The sequence below is a fragment of the Gluconobacter sp. P5E10 genome (assembly GCF_018812145.1).
Lineage (GTDB): Bacteria > Pseudomonadota > Alphaproteobacteria > Acetobacterales > Acetobacteraceae > Gluconobacter > Gluconobacter cerinus.
In genome coordinates this window covers 536,771-556,446 of record NZ_JACRVZ010000004.1, presented here as the reverse complement: position 1 = coordinate 556,446, position 19,676 = coordinate 536,771, and the positions used below count along the sequence as shown (strand labels likewise).

Genomic DNA, 19,676 nt, shown 5'->3' with positions numbered 1-19,676 from the left:
CCAACCGAAACGTTGAGACATGCCAGCCTCACACCCGACCATGAAGATCCGGTATCCGGCCTCCCCGACGATCGTGTCGCCGACCGCCTCCTGTATTGCCGCGATAGATGGCGGGGGGACCAAGACACTTCTGGTGGTTCTGGGGCGCGACGGGACGCTGGGACCCGTGGTCCGGGCTGCGGGCTCCAATCCGTTTGACCAGAGCGACTGGCAGACTGTTCTGCGGTCCCTGCTCGCGCAGATCCCCGCCACGGCGGCGGGGCTCGCGCTCGGGATTGCGGGATATGGCGAAACCCGCGTGCTGGGCCGCAAACAGGAAGCGGTCGTAAAGGAAGCTTTTCCTCGCCCTGTCAGCTTCACCGGTGACGTGGAAATGGCGTGTACCGGGGCTTTCGGTGGACAGGCAGGGGTTCTTCTCCTGTCCGGCACCGGTTCGGTCGCATGGGCGACGGACAGCAGAGGAAGGCAGATCAAGGTTGGAGGCTGGGGCGGTCTGTTCGGAGACGAGGGCAGTGCTTTCTGGATCGGTCGTCAGGCGCTGGCGCTTCTGACCATGCTTCTGGACGGGCGCAACCAGGCGGATCAGGCCTTTCTCGCACCGTTTGCGAGCGCCATGGGGCTGCCGGTCGAGAAGGACGCCTGTGGGACGGCGCTGCTGGAATGGTATGGAACGCTCCAGCACCCGCGGACCAGTGTCGCGGCTCTTGCCCGGCATGTGTCGGATCTGGCCGAACAGGGTCTTGAGCCGGCCAGACGCCTGATGCGTCAGGCTGCGGAACATCTCTCCGACCATATCGATGCCGCCCAGCGCCGCTTCCCCGGGACCCCGTTGCCGTGGAGTTACGCCGGCGGAACTTTCCAGAGCCAGTTCCTGCGCGACATCATCACGGCCCGGCATGGCGCGCCTGTTCCCCCACGTCTTCCTCCTGTGGGGGGTGGGCTGCTCAATGCCGCGCGCATGGCGGGCTGGGACCCTGATGACGCGTGGATCGAGCGGACATCCCAGGCCCTTCGTGCCGCCGGACTGACGTCGTGACCGGGTCTGCACAGCAGTCCGGCGGAGGGCTAACCGGTCGTTATGGACTGGCGCCTCTGGGTGTCGCGGCGGCGATTTTCTTCATCATGGGGTTCGTGACCTGGATGAACGGACCGCTGATCTCGTTCGTGCGTGTCGCGTTCGATCTCAGCGATACGAGCGCCTTTCTCGTCCCGATGGTGTTCTATTTTTCGTATTTCCTGTTCTCCCTGCCTGCGTCCTTTGTTGCCCGGAAGCTGGGTCTGCGTGGGGGGCTTTCGGTGTCGCTGCTTCTCTGCGCGGCAGGCGTGGCGCTGTTTGGACAGTTCATCGCCATGCGCCTTTACGGAGGGGCACTGACCGGTCTTCTGGTCATGGGGGCGGGCCTTTCGCTGATGCAGGTTGTGATCAACCCTCTCGTCAGCCTGCTTGGACCGTCTGAGCGTGCTGCACAGCGCATTGCCATCATGGGTGTGTGCAACAAATGCGCCGGGATCCTCGCGCCGATCGTGCTGGCGACGCTGGTCATGGGGGATATCGGCAGCATTTCCCAGCGCGCGCAGGAGACGACCGATCCTGCGGCGCGCAACGCACTTCTCGCCGGGTTTGTCCACGCCATTTATGCCCCTTACATGGCGATGGCCGCCATCCTGCTTGTCACCGCAATCGGTGTGGCGATCTGTCGGTTGCCCGATCTTCAGGCGCCAGCGTTACCGGGACCGCTGGAAAGCAGCGGGCGTATTTTCCGGCCGCATTTGGTCTTCGGGATTGCCGCCATGTTTGTGTATGTTGGTGTTGAAGTCATGGCGGGAGACGCCATCGGCACTTATGGGCAGGGCTTCGGCCTGCCACTCAGCCAGACCCGTTTCTTCACGTCTCTGACCCTCGCCGCGATGCTCGGAGGGTACGTGACCGGCTTCGTGATCGTGCCGCGCATCCTGACGCAGGAGCGGCTCATGGAACTGGCCTGCGTTCTGGGGGGACTGCTCACGATCGCAGCCTTCCTGACACATGGCTATGTCTCGGTTCTGTGTGTGGCCCTCCTTGGGGCCGCCAATGCCATGCTGATGCCCTCGATCTTCCCGATCGCCATCCGCGGCGCGGGCGCATGGACGCCTCTGGCGTCCGCCCTGCTGGTCATGGCGTATAGCGGCGGGGCCATCATCCCGCAGATCTATGTCGCCCTGAAGCCTCTCATCGGTTTTCAGGCGATGTTCGCCCTGCTTGTCCTGCCGTCCTACCTTGCCCTTCTGCTCTATGCGCGGCGTTATGGTCAGACCGGCCTCTTGCCTCTGGATCAGAAACCATGATGTCGCATCTCGATGGCAGGATCGTCCTGCGGGACCGTGTCGTGTCTGGACGGGTCAGCTTCGACAGCCATATCCGCGACATCGCTCCGCTGTCCGAGGCCTCAGAGCGCTATATCCTGCCGGGGTTCATCGATGGTCACGTTCATGGCGGCGGCGGTGCCGATACGATGGATGGTGTGGCGGCCATTGAAACCCTGTCCCGTTTCCATCTCGGCCACGGCACGACAACCATTCTGCCCACCACGATCAACCGCACCCTGGCCGGATGTCATGGACGCTCTCCGGGCCGTTGCGACGGTCCATGACAGAGGTGTGCAGAATGGCCCCCGCATTCATGGCGCGCATCTGGAAGGGCCGTTTGTCAGTCCGCACAAGCTGGGTGCCCAGCCGCCTTTCAATATCGAGCCGACCGCCGGGCGCGTGGCTGAAGCTGTTGCGACCGGCTGTGTCCGTGTCGTGACGATTGCGCCGGAGCTGGAGCACGCATCCGCCGCCATGCAGGCCTTTGCAAAGGCAGGCGTCAGGGTCAGTCTTGGACATACCACCACGGATTTCGAGGGGACGGAAAAAGCGATCTGTCTGGTCTGTGCGGCGGGCGGGACGGTGGGAGCGACCCATCTGTTCAATGCCATGTCTTCCATCGAGGGACGGCGACCGGGCCCGGTTACGGCGCTGATGTGCAGCGATGTGGCCTACGGAGAGATGATCTTCGATACCCATCACGTGCATCCCGCCAGTTTCCGTCTGGCAGAACGTGTGATGGGGAACCGGCTGCTCTTCGTGACGGACGCCATGCGCGGCACCGGCGAACTGGATGGCCCCAGCCAGCTCGGCGGTCAGGACGTGATGATCCGGGACGGCGTGGTGCGACTGCCGGGGGGCTCCCTTGCGGGAAGTGTCCTGACCCTCGATCAGGCCCTGCGCAATGCCATCGACGCCGGAATGTCCCTTCCCAGGGCCGCGCGTCTGGTCAGTACGAATGCCGCCGCCTATCTCGGCCTGCATGACCGGGGCGCTATTGCGCCGGATCTTCTGGCAGATTTCACGGTTCTTGATGACAGGCTTCAGGGTCCTCGAAGTCTGGGTCAACGGCGCGCGCCGGGCGTGAACGTCATACAGGAATGATAAAGCCCATGAATGTCATCGTCACCGACAGTCCCGAACAGGCCTTCCGCCGTGCCGCCGGCATGATCGCGGACGAGATCCGCAGGTCTCCGGCGCCTGTTCTTGGCCTCGCGACGGGCCGCACAATGGAGAATATCTACCGGCTTCTGGTGCAGCGGCATGCAGCAGATGCACTGGATTTTTCCGGCACCACGTCCTTCAATCTGGATGAATATGCTGGTTTGGAGCCGACAGACCCGAATTCATACCACCACTACATGCAGGAGCACCTCTTCGCGCATGTGAACATGCCTGCTGAAAGGGCACATGTTCCGGATGGTGTCGCGCCGGATCTGGAGGCGGAATGCGCGCGCTATGAAGCGGCCATCCGTGCGGCGAATGGCATTGACCTGCAACTTCTGGGCATTGGCGAGACCGGGCATATCGGCTTCAACGAACCGCCCTCCGCGTTCGACAGCCGGACACGGGTTGTGCATCTCGATGAGGTCACACGCCGCCAGAACAGCGGTATGTTCGGCAACGATCCGGAGCGGGTCCCGGAACGCGCCCTGACCATGGGCGTCGGGACGATTCTTGATGCACGCTGCCTCGTGCTGGTGGCCGTCGGGGACGGGAAGGCGGCGATCGTCGATGAGGCCCTGAACGGTCCCGTAAGCGAGGCCGTGAGCGCCTCGGCGATCCGCCTGCATGACAATGCCACGATCATTCTGGACAGGGCTGCTGCCAGAATCTGGGCACAGAACAGGGACTGAACTTGGCGGGATCGAAGAACAGTTTATTGAAATTCTTAGGTGTTTAGCACTACTTTGGCAGAACAGGCTTGGCGGTGTTGGCGAGAAGTTTTTGACAGTGGGGACATCGCCGTGGGTGAGGCTGCGTAAAGAGGTCCAGGATGGCTTGCCTGATGGCCGGCATGCTCGGCTGCGGCGGTGGGGCACCGATTCTTTTTTTTCCGTCCCGCTGCCTTGAGGCGGCGGGACTGGAGGAACGCGTAGGCGATCATGGTCATCAAGGCGTGGCGGTGCAGTCCGCTCCATGACCGCCCCTCGAAATGGTCGAGCCCCAGTTCTTCCTTGAGTTGCTGATGGGCCTGCTCGCAGATCCATCGGGCCTTGATCGCCGCGGCAAGCGTCTTGAGGCTCGCTTCGGCCGGTAGATTCGACACGTAATATTTCTGCTCGCCGCTTGCCCGGCGTTCGCCGACGAGCCAGACCTCATCGCCCGGCATGCACTGCACGCGATTGTCGAGCATGCGGTGCTTGTGTCCATCGGCGATCCGGACGCGGCGCGCCGCGAAACGGCACGCCAACCGGCCTTTGGTGCCGCGGCGCCAGCTGACCCTATGCCATTTTTCCGTGGCCAGAGATGCTTGGGCAGCGACCGGCGACTGATCCGGGACATGATATTTACGACGTTTGCCAACCTTTGCGTTGGGGAAAACCAGCGCCACGTCGGCAGGATAGACATTCTGCCGGCGGGACAGGCCGACCGCCCATGACAGGCCGCGCTGGCTCAGCGCTTGTCGGAACGGGCCGCTGGAACCGTATCCGGCATCGGCCAGCACGCAGCCGAAACGGGCACCTGAGGCGATGACCCGATCGATCTCCTCGATCGCAATCTCCGGTTTTGTCAGGGACGTTCGTTTATCTTCCGGCACATGAGCCCGCGCCATGCGCTCCGGATCGCTGGTCCATTCATCGGGCAGGAAGAGCCGTAGACCCACCATCACCGGCACTTCGCGCGACGCCAATGTGACCGAAACCAGAGACTGGCAGTTGGCCGTCTTGCCCAGCGACGAGGCATATTGCGGTGCCACGCCGACCGAATGGGTGCCCTTCTTGGGCAGCGCCGTATCGTCGATCACGAGGAAACCCGCCTCGTCGCCAACCAGGCGATCCGCCGCCTTCACCAGCGCTGCCTCGACAAGGGCCCTGTCCCAGATACCGGCCGCGATGAAATGGTGCAGCCGATCGTAGTTGATCTCATCTGCGCGCGCGGCCATCGGCTGAACGCTCTTGCGATCTCCCGGCCCGATCAGCCCGGCGATATAAGCCGGGCACATCCTTGCCCGTGCCTTGTGCCCGAGGGCTTCAATAAACGGCGCGAGCCACGCCTCCAGATCCTCTCGCCAATCCCGGTCCATCGCCAGCCCTCATCATAGCCAGTCTCCTATGAATCAGTGATCGCCGCCCAAGGGAATCCCTTCCCCAATATTTTCTGCCAAAGTAGTGCTAGGCTCAGGACTCATAGCCAGAAGATGACGGTTGCAGCGAGGCAGATGGCTGAGAAGAAGACATTTGGGCATCTGTCATAGCGGGTTGCGACCCTCCGCCAGTCCTTGAGCCTTCCGAATATAATCTCGATGCGGTTGCGACGTTTATATTTTCGCTTGTCGTATTTGACTGGTTTTCCGCGGGATCTTCGCCCCGGAATGCAGGGCCTGATCCCTTTTTCCTCCAAGGCATCCCGGAACCAGTCGGCGTCATAACCTCGGTCCGCCAGCATCCACTGTGCCATAGGAAGACTGTCCAGCAGAGCAGCGGCACCAGTATAATCACTGACCTGTCCCGCAGTCATGAAGAAGCTCAGCGGTCGTCCGTTCTGATCGGTGACCGCATGCAGCTTGGTATTCATACCACCTTTGGTGCGACCGATCAGGCGGCCTGGATCCCCTTTTTTAGCCGCAGGCTCGAAGCCGTGCGGTGCGCCTTGAGATACGTCGCATCAATCATGATGGTTTGGGGCTCAGCCTTCGCGGCAGACAGGCCATCCATCATCCGCATGAAAATGCCCATGGCGCCCCAACGTTTCCAGCGGTTGTAGAGCGTTTTGTACGGACCGTATTCCCGGGGCGCATCACGCCAGCGCATACCATTGCGGTTCACAAAAATGATGCCGCTCAGCACACGGCGGTCATCAACGCGAGGTTTGCCGTGGCTCTTGGGAAAGAACGGCCGCAGACGCTACATCTGTTCGTCCGTCAGCCAATACAGGTCGCTCATCTTCAGTCTCCTCACAGAGCCTGATTCAAAATTCCCCACAAAAATCAATGGGTCCTGAGCCTAATCAATCCAGGAAGTTACGGCTTCATATCTGTTGCACGGGCTCAAATATTTCGGAAGGGTGCCAGCCGGTCCGAAAGATAAAGACGGTTCATCCGCCGTAGCTCGTCAGGCGCGCTTGGCGTCGTGGGAGCGTCCTTCGCGAGCATGCCGCGCAAGATTTTCATAGTGTTTAGAACGACCGCAGCGATATCTCTCGCCAGCCCCTCATCCAACCCTGGCGCACAGACACGCAACGCCGCCGAAATTCCGACTATAGCATGTCCTCGCGCACGATCACGGATCTCCATCTTGTCTGTCCGCGCCTCCATCAGCGCGGACAGAGATTTCACGCGAGGATGAAGCGTGACAAGCAGTTCGATCAAAATATCCGCCAGAGCGTCCGGCGAGAGGGTGGCCGCACGTTTGGCGAGTGCGGCGTATTCGTCTGCCAGAATGGCAATATGGCGCTGCACTAAAGCGTCCGCCACCGCCTCCTTATTCGGAAAGAAACGATAGAGCGAGCCGATCCTCGCCCCGGCGCGCGCGGCGATCTCCGCCATAGTTGTCGCCTCGTAACCTCGTTCCGCCATGAGGTCGGACGCGGCCTCCAGTAATTCCTCGACGCGCTGACGCCCAGCCGCGCGCAGCGGCTGAAGAGACGTTCGTTTACCCCTTGACGAATTTGAGTCCATCCTCAAATAATGCTCCTGCTTGAGTATATGCTCAACTTATTAACGTTTCCGTGTGTTCCGGACAACGGTTCGGGATGGCGGTTCTAATGCCGATAGGGAAGGTCTTGCCATGATTTCGCTTCCAGCCACCAGGACGGCTCTCGTCCTGATCGATCTCCAGAAGGGCATCACGGGGCTTCCTTTAGCTCCGACACCGGGTGCTTTAATTGTTGAGCGATCGAAAGAACTCGCAATGCGTTTCCGGGCTGCCGGGGCTCCGGTCATTCTGGTTAATGTAGCGTTCGCACCAGATTTCGCCGATGCCGTGCATGCGGTCGTCGATCGCAACTTTTCGCCGCCCGGAGGCTTCGCGCCGGACTGGGCAGAACTCGTTGACGGACTTGCCGAGCCAACCGATCTGCGTGTCACGAAACGGCAGTGGGGTGCCTTCTACGGCACGGATCTTGACCTTCAGCTGCGGCGACGCGGTATCACGACCATCGTGCTAGGCGGAATCGCCACCAATCTGGGCGTAGAATCGACTGCCAGAGCAGCGCATGAGCATGGATATAATGTCGTGCTCGCCGAGGATGTCATGTCTACCTTCACGGACCAGATGCAGCGTTTTGCCTGCGAGGAGATTTTCCCCCGTCTGGGCCGTGTAACGACGAGCGAGGTGATCGCGCTGGATGCCTGAGCGCAGGGCGGATGTCTAGCGCGTCTCGCGGTTCTCGGCGAGATCATTCATGAACGCCGGAACATCGTCGCCTACCCAAGGCTCGGATCGACTGCCTCCAGGCACCTGGAAAATCGTGAGCGTCGCGGCGATCGGGTCTTTCATGGCGCAATTGGACGCCACGATCGTCAATGTGTCGCTTCCCGATCTTGTCGCGACCCTGCACGCGCCGTTTTCGCACATTCAATGGGTGGTCAGCGGCTATCTGCTGGCTCTCGCCCTGACGTTGCCGCTGAACGGATGGCTCGTAAGCCGCCTCGGGGGGCGAGCGGTCTATTTATGGTGCTTCGGTGCCTTCACACTGACATCAGGCCTGTGCGCACTGGCGTGGTCTGCACCGTCTCTGATCATATTCCGTCTACTGCAAGGCATGGCGGGCGGCCTGCTCGCCCCTATGGCGCAGATGACGGTTGCCCGTGTAGCGGGCCGACAGATGCCGAGAGTCGCGAGCGCAATGACGGCGCCCGTTCTGCTCGCGCCGCTTCTTGGACCCGTCGTCGCGGGCGCCATTCTCTCCCTCGCGTCCTGGCGATGGATCTTTCTTCTCAATGTCCCGGTCGGGCTCGCGGCCTTCATCCTCGCCGTTCTGTTTCTCCCGGACGACAGACATGAGGAGCGCCCCCGACCGCTTGATCTGACAGGGCTCGGATTGCTCGCACCCGCCCTCGTCTCGTTTCTCTACGGCATGGATCATGTCACCCGACCCTACGGATCAGCGACCCTGGGTGCGTCTCTCGTGCTGTTCGTCCTGTATGTCCGATCCGCTCGACACAAGGGTGATGACGCGCTGATCGATCTGCGGCTGCTGCGTGCACCCGCCTTTTCTGTGTCGGCGGTCATCATGTTTCTGACGAACGGGGTGTCATTCGCTGGTCAGATGCTTCTACCCGTATGGCTGATCCATGTCTGCAGTGTCTCGCCCGAGCGGACGGGTCTGTTCATGGCGCCACTGGGTCTGGGGATGATGTGCGTCTATCCGCTCATTGGCCGTCTGAGTGACCGGTTTGACGCGCGCAATCTGACCGGTTGCGGGGCTCTTTTGTCGTTGGTCGGAACAGTGATTTTGGTGGTGCTTGCTTATAGCGGTCTGAACGTCGTCCTGCTGACCATAGCATTGTTGTTGCGTGGCGGCGGCGCGGGCGCCGTCGGCATTCCGGCGATGAGTGCGGGATACGCTTCGATCGCACGCGCGGATATCCCGATGGCAACGACTGCGCTGAACATCATGCAAAGGATCGGAGGGCCGATGTTGATTACAGCGTGCGCCACATTCCTCGGGTGGAGACTGGCCGCAATTGGCGCGCCGCACGTGGCGTCAACGGCATTCGCCGAAACATTCGGACTGCTCGCCTTGTTTCATGGCGCTCTGTTGCTCACCACGCGCTTCATCAAGCCTTCGGAAAAGAAACACCAGTTCGGACTGTCCTGAACCCGTCGGGCATGGATGCTCACCTGAGAAAATAAAAGTCACCCAGGCAAGCTTGGCCAACGTCGTCCGCTTTGGGAGCATTTGTTTGTGCTTCGGATTGTCCGACATGAAGGCGGCTGCAGTCCGTCGGGTAGGTTGGGTCCGATGCGGAAGCATGGGTAATTGGCATAGCAATGCGCCTCAATCGGCATTTCTAAAAAAACGTGCAAAATCATTTAATTTGCCATTTTCTATGCCGCGTATAATGGCAATTTTATCTCCGACAGTAAATACAACTATATCAGCGGAGTCATAAGGGTATCTATTTGACTTTGATTTGACCGCATCTCGAACGAAGTTTCGGATCGCAGTTACATCATGAGTGGTTTTGACAATGCAAAACTGTCCAAAGTCCTTACAAAATCCTTCTTTTCCATATTTTTGCCTAATATCCTTGTAGATTTCTGCATATATATTAGAGCCTTGATCGCCGCCGTGAATGTCAAAAGTAACAAGAAATTTCTGCATTGCTGTTATTTCCTGTGTTGATATTAAAATAAACGGATGTCACGAGTTCGGTCACTACGACAATCACCTCCATACCCGAGCCGTCACCGAACCTATTCTAGATGAACTTAAACCACTATTTGAATTGGAGGGGAGAGTAGAAAGAAAGAAGAGTGGGATAGAAGAAAAAGAAAGAGAGGGAGAGAGAAAGAAAAATTGTCCAAAGTCCTTACAAAATCCTTCTTTTCCATATTTTTGCCTAATATCCTTGTAGATTTCTGCATATATATTAGAGCCTTGATCGCCGCCGTGAATGTCAAAAGTAACAAGAAATTTCTGCATTGCTGTTATTTCCTGTGTTGATATTAAAATAAACGGATGTCACGAGTTCGGTCACTACGACAATCACCTCCATACCCGAGCCGTCACCGAACCTATTCTAGATGAACTTAAACCATTGATAACCAAATCGCTCCGAGGCAAGGAAGACTGCATGTAGAGGACACCCGGTCGACAACACGATCAGGCTCGGACGTTTACAGCCAATCCGAAAAAATGCCCGTTATATGATTGATCTTTATGGTAATTAATTATCGTAGACGGGGCGGCATGTGCCTGTGGTTGAGAAGGTATGTGAATTCAGGCGCTGAAGTAACTCTCTCCGCTGATCCCGGCTCTATCGAAGAAGGCTTGGTTGCGACCACGCGCATCCGCCAGGAGAGCATCCCAGCCGACCAATTCAATCGAACCGCGAAAGCCATCCCGGGGCTGGTAGACACGMCCCCGGCCATCCGCGGTCCTTTGCCAGCTATAGGTCCATTCATCGAGTTTACCGAYGATATCGGCAACAATAAAGCAGTAGAACACGGTGCGGTCATCGAGTTTGATTGGCCGCCCTTTGACATCGGACATGCTCCCGGTCTGGAGACGGCGGACATAGCGCTCGACCTGAAGTTGGGGATTCTCGTCATCGGCGTAGGACGTGCGTCCCGGCCGTTTGAATTCGACGAGAAGCACCTTGGAAGGCTCCTCGACTTGCCGCAGTCCGTGGACATAGTCGAAGATAAGGACATCAGGCCGCTCATTGCTGTCAATCGCTTCAGAAAGCTTGTTGAACTCCTCGTCTGAGCTAAAATATTGGGCGAAGGTCAGCCGCTCGTCGACGATCCAGAGATCGTGTGACGTAGCTGGTTCGACTTTCCTGCGCCCATCAGTAAGTGTGTTGATGCGTAGCGGGCAAATAAAAGAGTGTAAGACGTCCTCTCGCTGATAGGCACTGTCACGGTTATCATCCCGAACTTTTTGCAAAAGAATTTCAATAAAATCGAGCACTACCTTGCGGCGGATGATGTATTCGGCAAGGCTRCGCTGCTCCGCGTCTTCGATTGCCTTRCTAGCATCAGCAATGGCAGTGCTAAAGGTTTCCACGGTGGCCTCGCCGTCTTTCAGGCGGGTCAGTACCGATCGGATTTTCTCAGCCTGCCGCTGATCGCGCCGAAATCGCTCGCGAGATAGATGGCCATATATGGCATCGCTGCTCAACTCACCGGATGGTAGCTTTGCTTGCAACTCGTTGGTGTCGCCRAAGGCGACAGACGGATAGCTTTGCGTGATTTGGCCGATGATCTTGCGTTGCTCACCACTCAGCCGAGCCAGTKGCTCGGCGAGGAATGCTTCGATCATATCGGTACAAACATCGTTGATAATTCGCTCAAGAACGACGTCCTCAAACATAAAAGCTGTGCGTTCTTGATTGACGTTGCTGTCGAGATATTCACCCGTCAAGATGGCGTGAAAAACCCTGTCGCCGTTAGGACCAAAATATTTGAGGCCCAGCTTACCGTCGATGCACTGGGAATGCACTGTGCGATCATGTGCTATGAAGTGAACGAAATGAGAACCCTTCAGGTCAGAGCTTGCGACCTTGTCGCACTCCATAAGAGTGAGATAAAGGCTTCCATAAGCCGGCGTATTCAACTCAACGGGCATTTCTTTGCGATAAACGATTTTGTCGATATCGGCCGGGTAGTGCTGGGTCTCATCACCAATATGGACGTCGATTATTGGACAATGATTCCCTATGAAAGTTGGTAGGAAGTGCGACGTGATGTGTTGGAAGATAAAACTATCTCGTCCAGGGAACTTGGCCCGGTAGCCGTTATCTCGTAATCYGCTGAACCGGACATGGAACGAAGTGTCGGAAGTTGGTAGAACAGCCTCACTCTGATAATCGGTTATCTGATCATCATTGGCGAGACGGAACGTGAACTTGCGGCGAGAAAGTTTCTCGCCCTCACGATACACTGTTGTGATCTGTATATGCTCAAAGCAGTCAAGCCAAAGAAGGCGGCCAACGCCTTTGCCGCCAATACTGAGCTTGTTGTCGGTATCAGTTGTGGTAAAGGCGTCCCAGTTGCACGTATCGAGACCCAGTCCATTGTCCTCGACAGTCGCCCAGACCCCCTCTTTTTTTCGGTTGGTCGAAATTGTGACCACAACGCGACCTTGCTTTTGGACGGTGTCACGGAAGCGCGTTTGCGTTGAGTGAATTGCGTTACTTACAGCTTCAAACAATGGCTGCAGAGCGGCAGCAGCTGAAGTCGGCTTGGGCAGACGATCAATTCGCNCGACAGTCGCCCAGACCCCCTCTTTTTTTCGGTTGGTCGAAATTGTGACCACAACGCGACCTTGCTTTTGGACGGTGTCACGGAAGCGCGTTTGCGTTGAGTGAATTGCGTTACTTACAGCTTCAAACAATGGCTGCAGAGCGGCAGCAGCTGAAGTCGGCTTGGGCAGACGATCAATTCGCTTGATAAGGTTTGGGCGCAGCGAGGTCATGCAACGAGCTTATCTTTTGCAAGAGAAATTGCCAATCCGTACATCTATCACAGTATAGCTGCATGCTGCCCGAAATCACATCGATGGCCGCTTTCAAGCATCAATCAATGCGGCTCGTATGTCTGGGATGAGGGCGTAAGCAGAAGTTCAATTATCGCCTTAATTGTGTTGCCACCCATCCTAGTTTTCGATGAGCCTTGCCCAAGAACCGTAATGATGAGTTTTTGTGCAATGATAGCGGGGCGGTTGGCAAACGATATGTGCTCATTAACATTTCCGTCATTCGTATAATGCATGAGTGTTCCAATGCGGGATCGGTATTGAGAGCGGCCTTGCGTCCAGAGCGTGTTTAAAAAAACCTTCAATAAAATCAGACACAAAGCTGAACTGACAGCATAGAGTGTCGACAAGGTGATGCCGTCATGACAGCAGATGACACTATAACTCAAGCTGTCACAGCACGATTATAAAATGCCGATGACAGCATGACGCCGGGTGCCACGATCTGTCCGTCCTGGTGTCATAACGACCCAAAAAAACCTGTGCCCAGTCGGTTCATGGTGCAAATAAGCCTGCTCCGACCAAATGAACCTACGATTTAAGGCACGATACTGCATTTTGGTATGCGGTGCATACGCAAAACGCGGAGAAAACAGCGGATAACCGCCATTTTCTATAAGGCGGATGCAATGGCCTCAAGCGGTCGAACGATGCGCGCTGAGCAGCGCGATTTTGACAGGTCAAAATCTGCATCGTTCAAAACAGAGGGACCAAAAGAGATAGGGCAGGGCGGGTCAGGGCGCCAATGCTTTCATGGGTTCTGATGAGGGCAATTCTCCCCTCAATCCCACTGAGTAAAGAGACGGTTTTTCTATCACGCATTTCCCTCTCTTTAGCTTGGTCTTTTCAGGACAGACATCATGACATTGCTTTCTTCCGTATCTCAGGCCGAACGGCTTGAGCGTTTTCGTGCGCGCACTGGCTTTATGCAGGTGTCGTCACTTCGGATCCGGCTTGTGAGCTGGCGCCCCCACAAGCCGATCCTGGCTTTCGGGGATGGCAGCATTTTTGATTTCATCATTCAGGACTTCCGCTGGACCCCGTTGACCCTCTCCGCGATCCAGACCCGCTATCGGACCCTGGATCTCCATCACAGCGGTTCGGGACGACTTTGCTTTGAGGAGCCTCTGGTGTTTCCCCAAGAGGGGATGGATGCCGCCTCAGGCGGTTGCGGGCTTCAATCTGCACTTTCTGCGTCGCTGGCTCATACCGGGCGATACAGCCCTCGCTCTGCCGAGCCTGTGTCTTTACCGCAGCGCAAGAGAAGTCTGGCCTGATCTGATGTTCCATACACCGATGAGCCTCGTGCTGCATGCGGCTCTGAAGAACCTGTACAGAGGACTGGAGCCCGAGGATCTCGTCGGCCTGTCGGCTTCGGCTCAGGACCGGATGCTGCTTGACGCATTGCTGCAGATCCTCAACCCGGTCGATCTTCTGGGTCTGTCCTCTTCGACCGATGTCGAGCCTGCGCCTGTCATCAATGGTCTGGCGGTCGATCCTCACTGGTTCGCGACCGATTGCGCCCCTGGCTACAACCTGCGGGCCAGCCTCGATCAGCTGGGACTTCCGGATGATCCCGATCATCCGTCCCGAAACGGCTGAAATTCGGCAATCAGACGCCGCTTTCCAAAATCTTTCATTCCTTCCGTTCCTGAACACTCAATTGGTCATCGGACGCTTCAAGGTGGGCCGGTGTCGATCTGCGTCTTGCAGGAACGAGACAGACAGGGTCCCTGCCTCATGACACCCAAACATTTCTCTCCCTCCGATACCGGACTGGACCGGCTGGTCGATGTCTGGCTGCAGATGCACGACGTATTGCTGCCAGCCCTTCTGGCCGCACGCGATCATGGTCTTGCCGACACCATGCCCTTTGGCCGTCCGCTGGACGGCCATGTGCTGCTGCTCCGGCAGCTTTTGCGGGGCTTTGAAAAAGGACTTCAGGAGGTGGCTGACCGGTCGCCCCTGTCCTGAACCTGACCAGACAAACACATTTTTCCATCAATACTCAGCCCTGATCTGCCCTCAGGCGATCGGGGCCCAAAGGATCTTTGACAATGAGACAGTTTTCTTCACGCGCCCGGATGCGCGGCCATACATTCCGCCAGACCCGTCGCATTTCTGTGTGGGACGCGACCTCGCAGGACCTGAGGATCATGGCGGAGCTGACCAAGGAACTGGGCGCGCCCCCGGTCTCGCCGATGATGCGGTATTGCGGACCGCAGGCGCATCATCTGGCCGAACTTGCCGGGAATGCCGGAGACTGGGGGCGTCTGCTGGGGGCTCTCGCACGTCGGTATGCCCACCTGCCAGAGGGCAGCCACGTCGCTTCTGACGGCACTGAGCTGGAATCCAACCCGGAACGCATCGTCTGGGAAACCCTGCGGCGCCTACAGCCTGACGATCTGGATCTGTGCTGTCACCCTCTGCTGGAAAAAGGGCGGTTTCTGCGCAGTGATTTCGGCATCTGCGCTCCGGATGACGACACGCCTCTGGTTTATCTCGAAGTCATGGGCATGCTGGGATCAGATCGCGAATGCCAGACGGATGTTGAAGAGCATTCCCTCGAGCGTCTGGCAATCAAGGAGCGTTGGTTCAGTGAACCGGATCGGCCTCTGCTACGCATCATCTGGCTCGACATGATGGCGCATCCCGGCTGGCTGGTCGCCATCTGCGAAGAGGCGTTCCAGGCGGCCTATGCCCGGATGACGATGAAACAGCGCTCGCGACGATAGAGGCACCTCACGGTTACCTCATGACAGGGGGTGTCAGAGCAGGTTTTCGCCGCCGCAACTACCCCTGCGTGCGGGCGCACGCGCATGACAGAAAGGAAGAGCACTTAGAAGTATTTGGAAGGTTTTGATTAGGGATTGTCCCCTCATCCCCATGAAGATCCTTCCGGATTGTACTGCTAGGTTTCACGCCTGCAGTTCTGGTGTCAAGTCCAAGTATGAGAACAATGTTCATGACACAGCATAAACTGATCGACCAGGAAGATCGCAACGCCATCATGTTCGAGATGGTTCTGCCACAACTGGTGGCCTATCGTGACAGTCTGCCACAGGACGTTCCGGCGATCAGCGCCGTGATCGCTCTGTTGCGCATGCTGCAGAGCAACCGCCAAGAAGACTGAGTGCCGCGTGCCAGCTCCGGTTTGGGGCTGGCACGTTTTCACAGCGTTTCATCATCCTGTGAAGAAAGATGATCCGGGTTCGAATCGTCTGGCATGTCATTCAGGACAGTTTTCTCGACCCGTGTTGCCCGCCACAGCAGGCAGGGGGCTGCCAGCATGAACACGATCCCGAAGTCGGGTGTGAAGTAAAGATGAAACGTGGAAAAGAAAAAGAAGAAATTCTGCGTCTGGGTCTGATATGACTGCAGAAAGACATAGGTTTTGATCAGGCAGAACAGCGCCAGTGCATAAGCGGCCCGATCACAATACAGGCGTGGAACATTAAACGAAGCGCGTCTGCGGCTCAGACAGGCTGCCCCGAAAGCGGCAATCGCCAGCCACAGCGCAAACCCCATGACATGAAATCCACTGAAACCCGTTTTCTGGACCCAGGACATGTCCCGTTCGACGTGCCGGTAGGCGCAGGAAAAGATGCCGCTGAGCAGAACGCTGAGCCAGGCTCCCAGAGTCAGTTCGTCCGGAGCTTGCCAGAACCGGTGCAGTCGCGCCCGGATCTGCTCGAAATCGATGTCTTTCCTGTCCATACCGGGGGCGCTCACTGTGTCTCGACAGTCTTGCGGAATACAAAACTGTGTTTTCCCGCATTCCAGCTCCAGATCGGAACACTCATGCCAGGCCCGGCAAAGGTCAGGTCCTGGACGCCATCGTGACGACTGCTGAGCGTTGCGATGCCAGCGGCAGAATTCTGCCACAGGACATGCCGGTCTTTGTCGAGGATCGTATAGTCTGCACCGGCTCCTCCAAAGCAGGCAGAGTCCTCTTCAATGACGACATTCACCCTCCCCAGAGAGCCGCCGACATCGAGAGACAGGATTTTGGGCGTGACAGGGGTGTCGCACATATCCTGATAGCCTCTCTTTGTCTTCTTGAGGTCAGGGACTGCTTTGAGGAGTAAGGTGTCAGAAGGCGTGACCGGGCGGCCCTGATCGCTATTGAGCCAGTGGGCCTGGGCAATGGCCTGCCTGTCGCTCTGTGCGTGAGCCGAAGGCAGCAAAAGGAGGGCCGTTATCAGTGGTGCAAGAAAGAGGTGCCTCACGGAATTACCTTTTTGATCATTGGCAAGACATGAAGTCGTTCGAGATAGTCGCAGGCTGGAGAAGCCGTCTGAGAGTTGGGGTATTCTCAGTTTCAGAAGAGGCCACTCCCCGTTTTGACGGCAGATGAGTTCATGGTGTGGTGCCAGACGACGTCACCGTTGAAGAGTACGGTCAGGGTCTTCTCTGTGCCATGAGTTCCCTGATGCAGGTCTCCATATAGTGGAATGAAGTTGGAGGCATCCGACGAGGCGTTGGAGAACGAGTAGCGCCATTGTTCGTGGCCGCTGTCGGTAAAAGTGCTTTCTCGGGGATCGCCAAACTGCGCGCGGATCTGCTCTTTGGTTGTCACACCATCCTGGATCTTCTGATCGATAGAGGCGGTCGTTTCATTTTTGAGGGCTTCATTGCCCTCCGAGGCACAGCCCGTCAGGGCGATCAGCCCGGTCAGAGACAGAGTGGCGGCAAGTGTTTTGAGCATGCGTTTGGACATGGAAAATCCTCTCCGTTCTTTGATGAGAACAGTTTTATTGAAAGAAAATATCTGTAAGCCGACTGCGGACGATGGACGGCTGTCTGTTCAGTCCAGACCGTATTGCTGTCGCCGCAGCCGGGCGGCCTTGCGCTGCTTGCGGAATTCCATCCGAAGACAAATCCAGCTTCCCATTCCGACACAGAACATGATGAGCGAATGCCATAACAGGCCCATGATCACGCCGCAGACGACGCAGATGCCCGCGTCCATCCACGTCGCGTATCGCAGCATCTGAAGCGTCTCGGCTTCCTCTTCACCATATGTTTCCAGATAGGCCGCCTTCTGCGTATCATCACCGTGCCCGTTTTCAGAGGCGTTGCCAGAAGGTGCCATGATCAGTTTCTTTCGCCTCTCATCAAGGGTTGAACAGCATCATTGTGATCGTAGCCACAAGGAGCATGATGATCATTGGCGGGAAGACGTCGTTCTCACAGAGCCAGTCCACAGCCTGAAACCAGACCCTGATCCCCACGATGACAAGAGCGGCGCCGACGAAGAGGAGAGCTCCCATAAGCAGCATGTCAGGCGTGTCCTGGCGTGCGCCGGACACCGGTCGCCCGAACAACAGGGTCCTGACATTTTGCATGGAAGGGATCAGACAGAGAGATCATTGCCAGCTCCTCGAAACCAGGGTGCAGACAATTCTGCAGCGCCTGTTCGCCGTGACTGCAAGCAGTAATCTACGGTTTTACGCCCTCTGTCAATACGGTTTTACGCCCAATATAATAGTCGGCGTTTCGTCGAGTATGCTGAACCTTACGAATGCGGCACACCGCCAATCCAGACGACCTCGCCGAGCAGGCGGAAGCAGTCCAGACGATCAGCTACAATATCCTGTGGCGGATAGCGGTGATTGTCGGCAATGACCCGCACACCTCCGCCCAGTCGCGGGTCGAGGCGGCGGACCATCAGGGTGCCAGCACTCTCAAGCGCATAAAGCGCACTGCCTGACACAGCAGTGACGCCGCGATCCACGATCACCAGATCGCCTGACGACAGGGTCGGCTCCATGGCATCGCCTTCATTGGTGATGAGGCAAAGTGTGGACAGATCCCTGGGAACGGCGTGCTGTAACCAGTCACGCCCGATACGGAGACCGTCTTCACGATTGTCATACCAGGGGACAACGATCTGCCGCGTCGATGTCGTTTGGACCTCTGCCGCGCCGGAGAGGGAACCGCCTGCCGTGCCAAAAGCGATCCAGTCCAGGGATACGCCGCAGACCCGGGCCAGGGACGCCAGGGCGGAGAATTTCATCTCACCGCCATTCATGTAATCACGCAGCGTCGTGTAGGGCACACCAGCCGCCTTGGCGGCGTGAGTGATGCCGATGGTCTGGGCCGCTTCACGGAGGCGTTCGCCACGGTCGCGCATCAGGCGGATCTGGTCATCCATAAGTCTACGCTTTCGCCTGCGCTGTCGGGCCACGCTGATTGTCCTCATTCAGAAATGAGGCATCAATACGATATTCCGCTTGATATGTAAGTCGGTAAATCGTATTTTGTGAACTTGAAATGTTGCGGGGCCCGTGACTCGTCATGGTCAGATCCTCGCATGAAATCGACATTTTGTCGAAGGGATTGTCATGACTGAAGATCCACTCCTGCCGCCCCCGGCTCGTTCTCCCGGCCTCGAGGACCTGCATGCCGGTCTGCACGACGTGCTGCGTCTGATCGAAATCGAGCATGCCCTTTTGAAAGGCCGCTTGGAAAGCCTGAGGGCGGACAGTGACGGAGCCCGTCTGCTCGAAGGTGTGATGGTGCTCGGGGCCGTACTGCAACAGCGGATGGGCGGTCTTCTTCAGATCTGTCGGGATGTGGGGAAGCTGTGAGCTGACCCCCTGCCTTAGAACATCCAGTTTTTCTCACATAAAAAAGGTTTGCTTAGTCTGCGAAGGCGACGGGCTTCGTTCGGACACCGTAACCGGCAATGCTGCTGCTACCGTATCTGGAAGCGACTATCTGCCAGATGACTGTAATTCAGCCATTTTCCATGGTTGCGGTTCTGTCAGGACTTAGGCGCATGTAGGGCGTTCGAAAAGCCCGCGAGGTGACTACGATTCGGAGTACAAAATTAGATTAAAAAACTTTTTAACCAAATTTACAAGGTATTGAAAAATAGAGATAAATTCCAAGTTGGCGCTGGCGTCGATAAAACATCAAAAATACGGTTTTTTCCTCAAACAAGGGAATTTTTCGTG

22 protein-coding genes and 1 pseudogene are annotated in these 19,676 nt (G+C 57.2%); 12 read left to right on the top strand and 11 right to left on the bottom strand.

The window, feature by feature from the left end; translation table 11 throughout:
• The first annotated feature begins 19 nt into the window (after window positions 1-19).
• The 4 genes and pseudogenes from KP707_RS11195 (at window position 20) to nagB (ending at window position 4,202) form a co-directional block, all read left to right on the top strand.
• On the top strand, window positions 20-1,036 hold the full coding sequence (locus KP707_RS11195; RefSeq protein WP_249196957.1) for an N-acetylglucosamine kinase: 1,017 nt from the start codon (window positions 20-22) through the stop codon (window positions 1,034-1,036).
• Window positions 1,033-2,325 (top strand): glucose/galactose MFS transporter, encoded by a 1,293-nt coding sequence (gene gluP, locus KP707_RS11190; protein ID WP_338125641.1) that lies wholly within the window; start codon window positions 1,033-1,035, stop codon window positions 2,323-2,325. The genes KP707_RS11195 and gluP overlap by 4 nt, the downstream gene beginning before the upstream one ends.
• A pseudogene (locus tag KP707_RS11185) lies at window positions 2,325-3,433 on the top strand (N-acetylglucosamine-6-phosphate deacetylase). Before gluP ends, KP707_RS11185 begins: the two are co-directional and overlap by 1 nt.
• A 25-nt stretch (window positions 3,434-3,458) precedes the next feature.
• Window positions 3,459-4,202 carry a glucosamine-6-phosphate deaminase gene (nagB, locus tag KP707_RS11180; RefSeq protein WP_211497511.1) on the top strand — a complete coding sequence of 248 codons (744 nt, stop codon included), beginning with the start codon at window positions 3,459-3,461 and terminating at the stop codon, window positions 4,200-4,202.
• A 35-nt stretch (window positions 4,203-4,237) separates the two neighbouring features.
• Here the strand turns inward: nagB and KP707_RS11175 are convergent, their stop codons facing one another.
• From KP707_RS11175 to KP707_RS11165, 3 genes are all read right to left on the bottom strand, one after another.
• Complete coding sequence (locus tag KP707_RS11175; protein WP_215751750.1) at window positions 4,238-5,593, bottom strand: IS701 family transposase; 1,356 nt, start codon at window positions 5,591-5,593, stop codon at window positions 4,238-4,240.
• A gap of 101 nt (window positions 5,594-5,694) precedes the next feature.
• Window positions 5,695-6,410, bottom strand: a protein-coding gene (locus KP707_RS11170) for an IS5 family transposase (RefSeq protein WP_252348868.1) whose coding sequence is annotated in 2 segments (ribosomal slippage) — window positions 5,695-6,132 and window positions 6,135-6,410 — 714 coding nt in all. Because the reading frame shifts where the segments join, the coding sequence is not laid out codon by codon here.
• A 146-nt stretch (window positions 6,411-6,556) separates the two neighbouring features.
• Window positions 6,557-7,186: a TetR/AcrR family transcriptional regulator gene (locus KP707_RS11165; RefSeq protein ID WP_215751751.1), complete on the bottom strand. Its 630-nt coding sequence runs from the start codon at window positions 7,184-7,186 to the stop codon at window positions 6,557-6,559.
• A gap of 109 nt (window positions 7,187-7,295) precedes the next feature.
• Here KP707_RS11165 and KP707_RS11160 point away from each other — a divergent pair, with 109 nt between their 5' ends.
• Together KP707_RS11160 and KP707_RS11155 are read left to right on the top strand one after the other, a co-directional pair.
• Window positions 7,296-7,862, top strand: a complete 567-nt coding sequence (locus tag KP707_RS11160; protein ID WP_215751752.1) for a hydrolase — start codon at window positions 7,296-7,298, stop codon at window positions 7,860-7,862.
• A gap of 49 nt (window positions 7,863-7,911) precedes the next feature.
• Complete coding sequence (locus tag KP707_RS11155) at window positions 7,912-9,330, top strand: DHA2 family efflux MFS transporter permease subunit (protein WP_215751753.1); 1,419 nt, start codon at window positions 7,912-7,914, stop codon at window positions 9,328-9,330.
• 180 nt (window positions 9,331-9,510) lie between these two features.
• Here KP707_RS11155 and KP707_RS11150 read toward each other — a convergent pair whose 3' ends face one another.
• Both KP707_RS11150 and KP707_RS11145 read right to left on the bottom strand, forming a co-directional pair.
• Entirely contained in the window at window positions 9,511-9,837 is a 327-nt protein-coding gene (locus KP707_RS11150; protein WP_215769418.1) for a hypothetical protein, read from the bottom strand.
• Window positions 9,838-9,900: 63 nt separating this feature from the next.
• Window positions 9,901-10,158, bottom strand: a complete 258-nt coding sequence (locus tag KP707_RS11145) for a hypothetical protein (protein WP_215769417.1) — start codon at window positions 10,156-10,158, stop codon at window positions 9,901-9,903.
• A gap of 3,416 nt (window positions 10,159-13,574) precedes the next feature.
• On the opposite strand from KP707_RS11145, the gene KP707_RS16850 reads away from it, so the two are divergent.
• The 5 genes from KP707_RS16850 to KP707_RS11125 all read left to right on the top strand — a co-directional run bounded on the left by KP707_RS16850 (window position 13,575) and on the right by KP707_RS11125 (window position 15,847).
• Window positions 13,575-13,991: a hypothetical protein gene (locus KP707_RS16850; RefSeq protein ID WP_252348860.1), complete on the top strand. Its 417-nt coding sequence runs from the start codon at window positions 13,575-13,577 to the stop codon at window positions 13,989-13,991.
• A gap of 4 nt (window positions 13,992-13,995) precedes the next feature.
• Window positions 13,996-14,316 (top strand): hypothetical protein, encoded by a 321-nt coding sequence (locus tag KP707_RS16845; protein ID WP_252348859.1) that lies wholly within the window; start codon window positions 13,996-13,998, stop codon window positions 14,314-14,316.
• 138 nt (window positions 14,317-14,454) lie between these two features.
• Complete coding sequence (locus KP707_RS11135) at window positions 14,455-14,688, top strand: hypothetical protein (protein ID WP_215751826.1); 234 nt, start codon at window positions 14,455-14,457, stop codon at window positions 14,686-14,688.
• Between the two features lie 83 nt (window positions 14,689-14,771).
• Window positions 14,772-15,449, top strand: coding sequence for a hypothetical protein (locus KP707_RS11130; RefSeq protein ID WP_215751827.1), 678 nt, complete (start codon window positions 14,772-14,774; stop codon window positions 15,447-15,449).
• Window positions 15,450-15,679: 230 nt separating this feature from the next.
• Window positions 15,680-15,847 carry a hypothetical protein gene (locus KP707_RS11125; protein WP_215751828.1) on the top strand — a complete coding sequence of 56 codons (168 nt, stop codon included), beginning with the start codon at window positions 15,680-15,682 and terminating at the stop codon, window positions 15,845-15,847.
• Window positions 15,848-15,885: 38 nt separating this feature from the next.
• Here the strand turns inward: KP707_RS11125 and KP707_RS11120 are convergent, their stop codons facing one another.
• From KP707_RS11120 to KP707_RS11095, 6 genes are all read right to left on the bottom strand, one after another.
• Window positions 15,886-16,431 carry a hypothetical protein gene (locus KP707_RS11120; protein WP_215751829.1) on the bottom strand — a complete coding sequence of 182 codons (546 nt, stop codon included), beginning with the start codon at window positions 16,429-16,431 and terminating at the stop codon, window positions 15,886-15,888.
• Window positions 16,432-16,442: 11 nt separating this feature from the next.
• Entirely contained in the window at window positions 16,443-16,943 is a 501-nt protein-coding gene (locus KP707_RS11115; protein WP_215751830.1) for a hypothetical protein, read from the bottom strand.
• Between the two features lie 92 nt (window positions 16,944-17,035).
• Window positions 17,036-17,434, bottom strand: a complete 399-nt coding sequence (locus tag KP707_RS11110; RefSeq protein ID WP_215751831.1) for a hypothetical protein — start codon at window positions 17,432-17,434, stop codon at window positions 17,036-17,038.
• A gap of 87 nt (window positions 17,435-17,521) precedes the next feature.
• Window positions 17,522-17,809 carry a hypothetical protein gene (locus KP707_RS11105; RefSeq protein ID WP_215751832.1) on the bottom strand — a complete coding sequence of 96 codons (288 nt, stop codon included), beginning with the start codon at window positions 17,807-17,809 and terminating at the stop codon, window positions 17,522-17,524.
• A gap of 22 nt (window positions 17,810-17,831) precedes the next feature.
• The gene (locus tag KP707_RS11100; RefSeq protein ID WP_215751833.1) at window positions 17,832-18,062 is read right to left on the bottom strand and encodes a hypothetical protein; all 231 of its coding nucleotides are present in this window, start codon (window positions 18,060-18,062) and stop codon (window positions 17,832-17,834) included.
• A 170-nt stretch (window positions 18,063-18,232) separates the two neighbouring features.
• Window positions 18,233-18,871: a LexA family transcriptional regulator gene (locus KP707_RS11095; protein WP_215751860.1), complete on the bottom strand. Its 639-nt coding sequence runs from the start codon at window positions 18,869-18,871 to the stop codon at window positions 18,233-18,235.
• A 190-nt stretch (window positions 18,872-19,061) separates the two neighbouring features.
• On the opposite strand from KP707_RS11095, the gene KP707_RS11090 reads away from it, so the two are divergent.
• Window positions 19,062-19,307: a hypothetical protein gene (locus tag KP707_RS11090; RefSeq protein WP_215751834.1), complete on the top strand. Its 246-nt coding sequence runs from the start codon at window positions 19,062-19,064 to the stop codon at window positions 19,305-19,307.
• Window positions 19,308-19,676 lie beyond the last annotated feature (369 nt).

What these genes read in the sequence shown, in the direction of transcription:
- KP707_RS11150 (WP_215769418.1), bottom strand. Translation starts at nt 9,837, where the DNA reads ATGCAGAAATTTCTTGTTACTTTTGACATTCACGGCGGCGATCAAGGC.
- KP707_RS11095 (WP_215751860.1), bottom strand. Translation starts at nt 18,871, where the DNA reads ATGGATGACCAGATCCGCCTGATGCGCGACCGTGGCGAACGCCTCCGT.
- KP707_RS11195 (WP_249196957.1), top strand. Translation starts at nt 20, where the DNA reads ATGCCAGCCTCACACCCGACCATGAAGATCCGGTATCCGGCCTCCCCG.
- KP707_RS11155 (WP_215751753.1), top strand. Translation starts at nt 7,912, where the DNA reads ATGAACGCCGGAACATCGTCGCCTACCCAAGGCTCGGATCGACTGCCT.
- KP707_RS11145 (WP_215769417.1), bottom strand. Translation starts at nt 10,158, where the DNA reads ATGCAGAAATTTCTTGTTACTTTTGACATTCACGGCGGCGATCAAGGC.
- KP707_RS16845 (WP_252348859.1), top strand. Translation starts at nt 13,996, where the DNA reads ATGTTCCATACACCGATGAGCCTCGTGCTGCATGCGGCTCTGAAGAAC.
- KP707_RS11110 (WP_215751831.1), bottom strand. Translation starts at nt 17,434, where the DNA reads ATGTCCAAACGCATGCTCAAAACACTTGCCGCCACTCTGTCTCTGACC.
- KP707_RS11175 (WP_215751750.1), bottom strand. Translation starts at nt 5,593, where the DNA reads ATGGACCGGGATTGGCGAGAGGATCTGGAGGCGTGGCTCGCGCCGTTT.
- KP707_RS11165 (WP_215751751.1), bottom strand. Translation starts at nt 7,186, where the DNA reads ATGGACTCAAATTCGTCAAGGGGTAAACGAACGTCTCTTCAGCCGCTG.
- KP707_RS11090 (WP_215751834.1), top strand. Translation starts at nt 19,062, where the DNA reads ATGACTGAAGATCCACTCCTGCCGCCCCCGGCTCGTTCTCCCGGCCTC.
- KP707_RS11120 (WP_215751829.1), bottom strand. Translation starts at nt 16,431, where the DNA reads ATGGACAGGAAAGACATCGATTTCGAGCAGATCCGGGCGCGACTGCAC.
- nagB (WP_211497511.1), top strand. Translation starts at nt 3,459, where the DNA reads ATGAATGTCATCGTCACCGACAGTCCCGAACAGGCCTTCCGCCGTGCC.
- KP707_RS11100 (WP_215751833.1), bottom strand. Translation starts at nt 18,062, where the DNA reads ATGCAAAATGTCAGGACCCTGTTGTTCGGGCGACCGGTGTCCGGCGCA.
- KP707_RS11130 (WP_215751827.1), top strand. Translation starts at nt 14,772, where the DNA reads ATGAGACAGTTTTCTTCACGCGCCCGGATGCGCGGCCATACATTCCGC.
- KP707_RS11125 (WP_215751828.1), top strand. Translation starts at nt 15,680, where the DNA reads ATGACACAGCATAAACTGATCGACCAGGAAGATCGCAACGCCATCATG.
- KP707_RS11105 (WP_215751832.1), bottom strand. Translation starts at nt 17,809, where the DNA reads ATGGCACCTTCTGGCAACGCCTCTGAAAACGGGCACGGTGATGATACG.
- KP707_RS11135 (WP_215751826.1), top strand. Translation starts at nt 14,455, where the DNA reads ATGACACCCAAACATTTCTCTCCCTCCGATACCGGACTGGACCGGCTG.
- KP707_RS16850 (WP_252348860.1), top strand. Translation starts at nt 13,575, where the DNA reads ATGACATTGCTTTCTTCCGTATCTCAGGCCGAACGGCTTGAGCGTTTT.
- KP707_RS11160 (WP_215751752.1), top strand. Translation starts at nt 7,296, where the DNA reads ATGATTTCGCTTCCAGCCACCAGGACGGCTCTCGTCCTGATCGATCTC.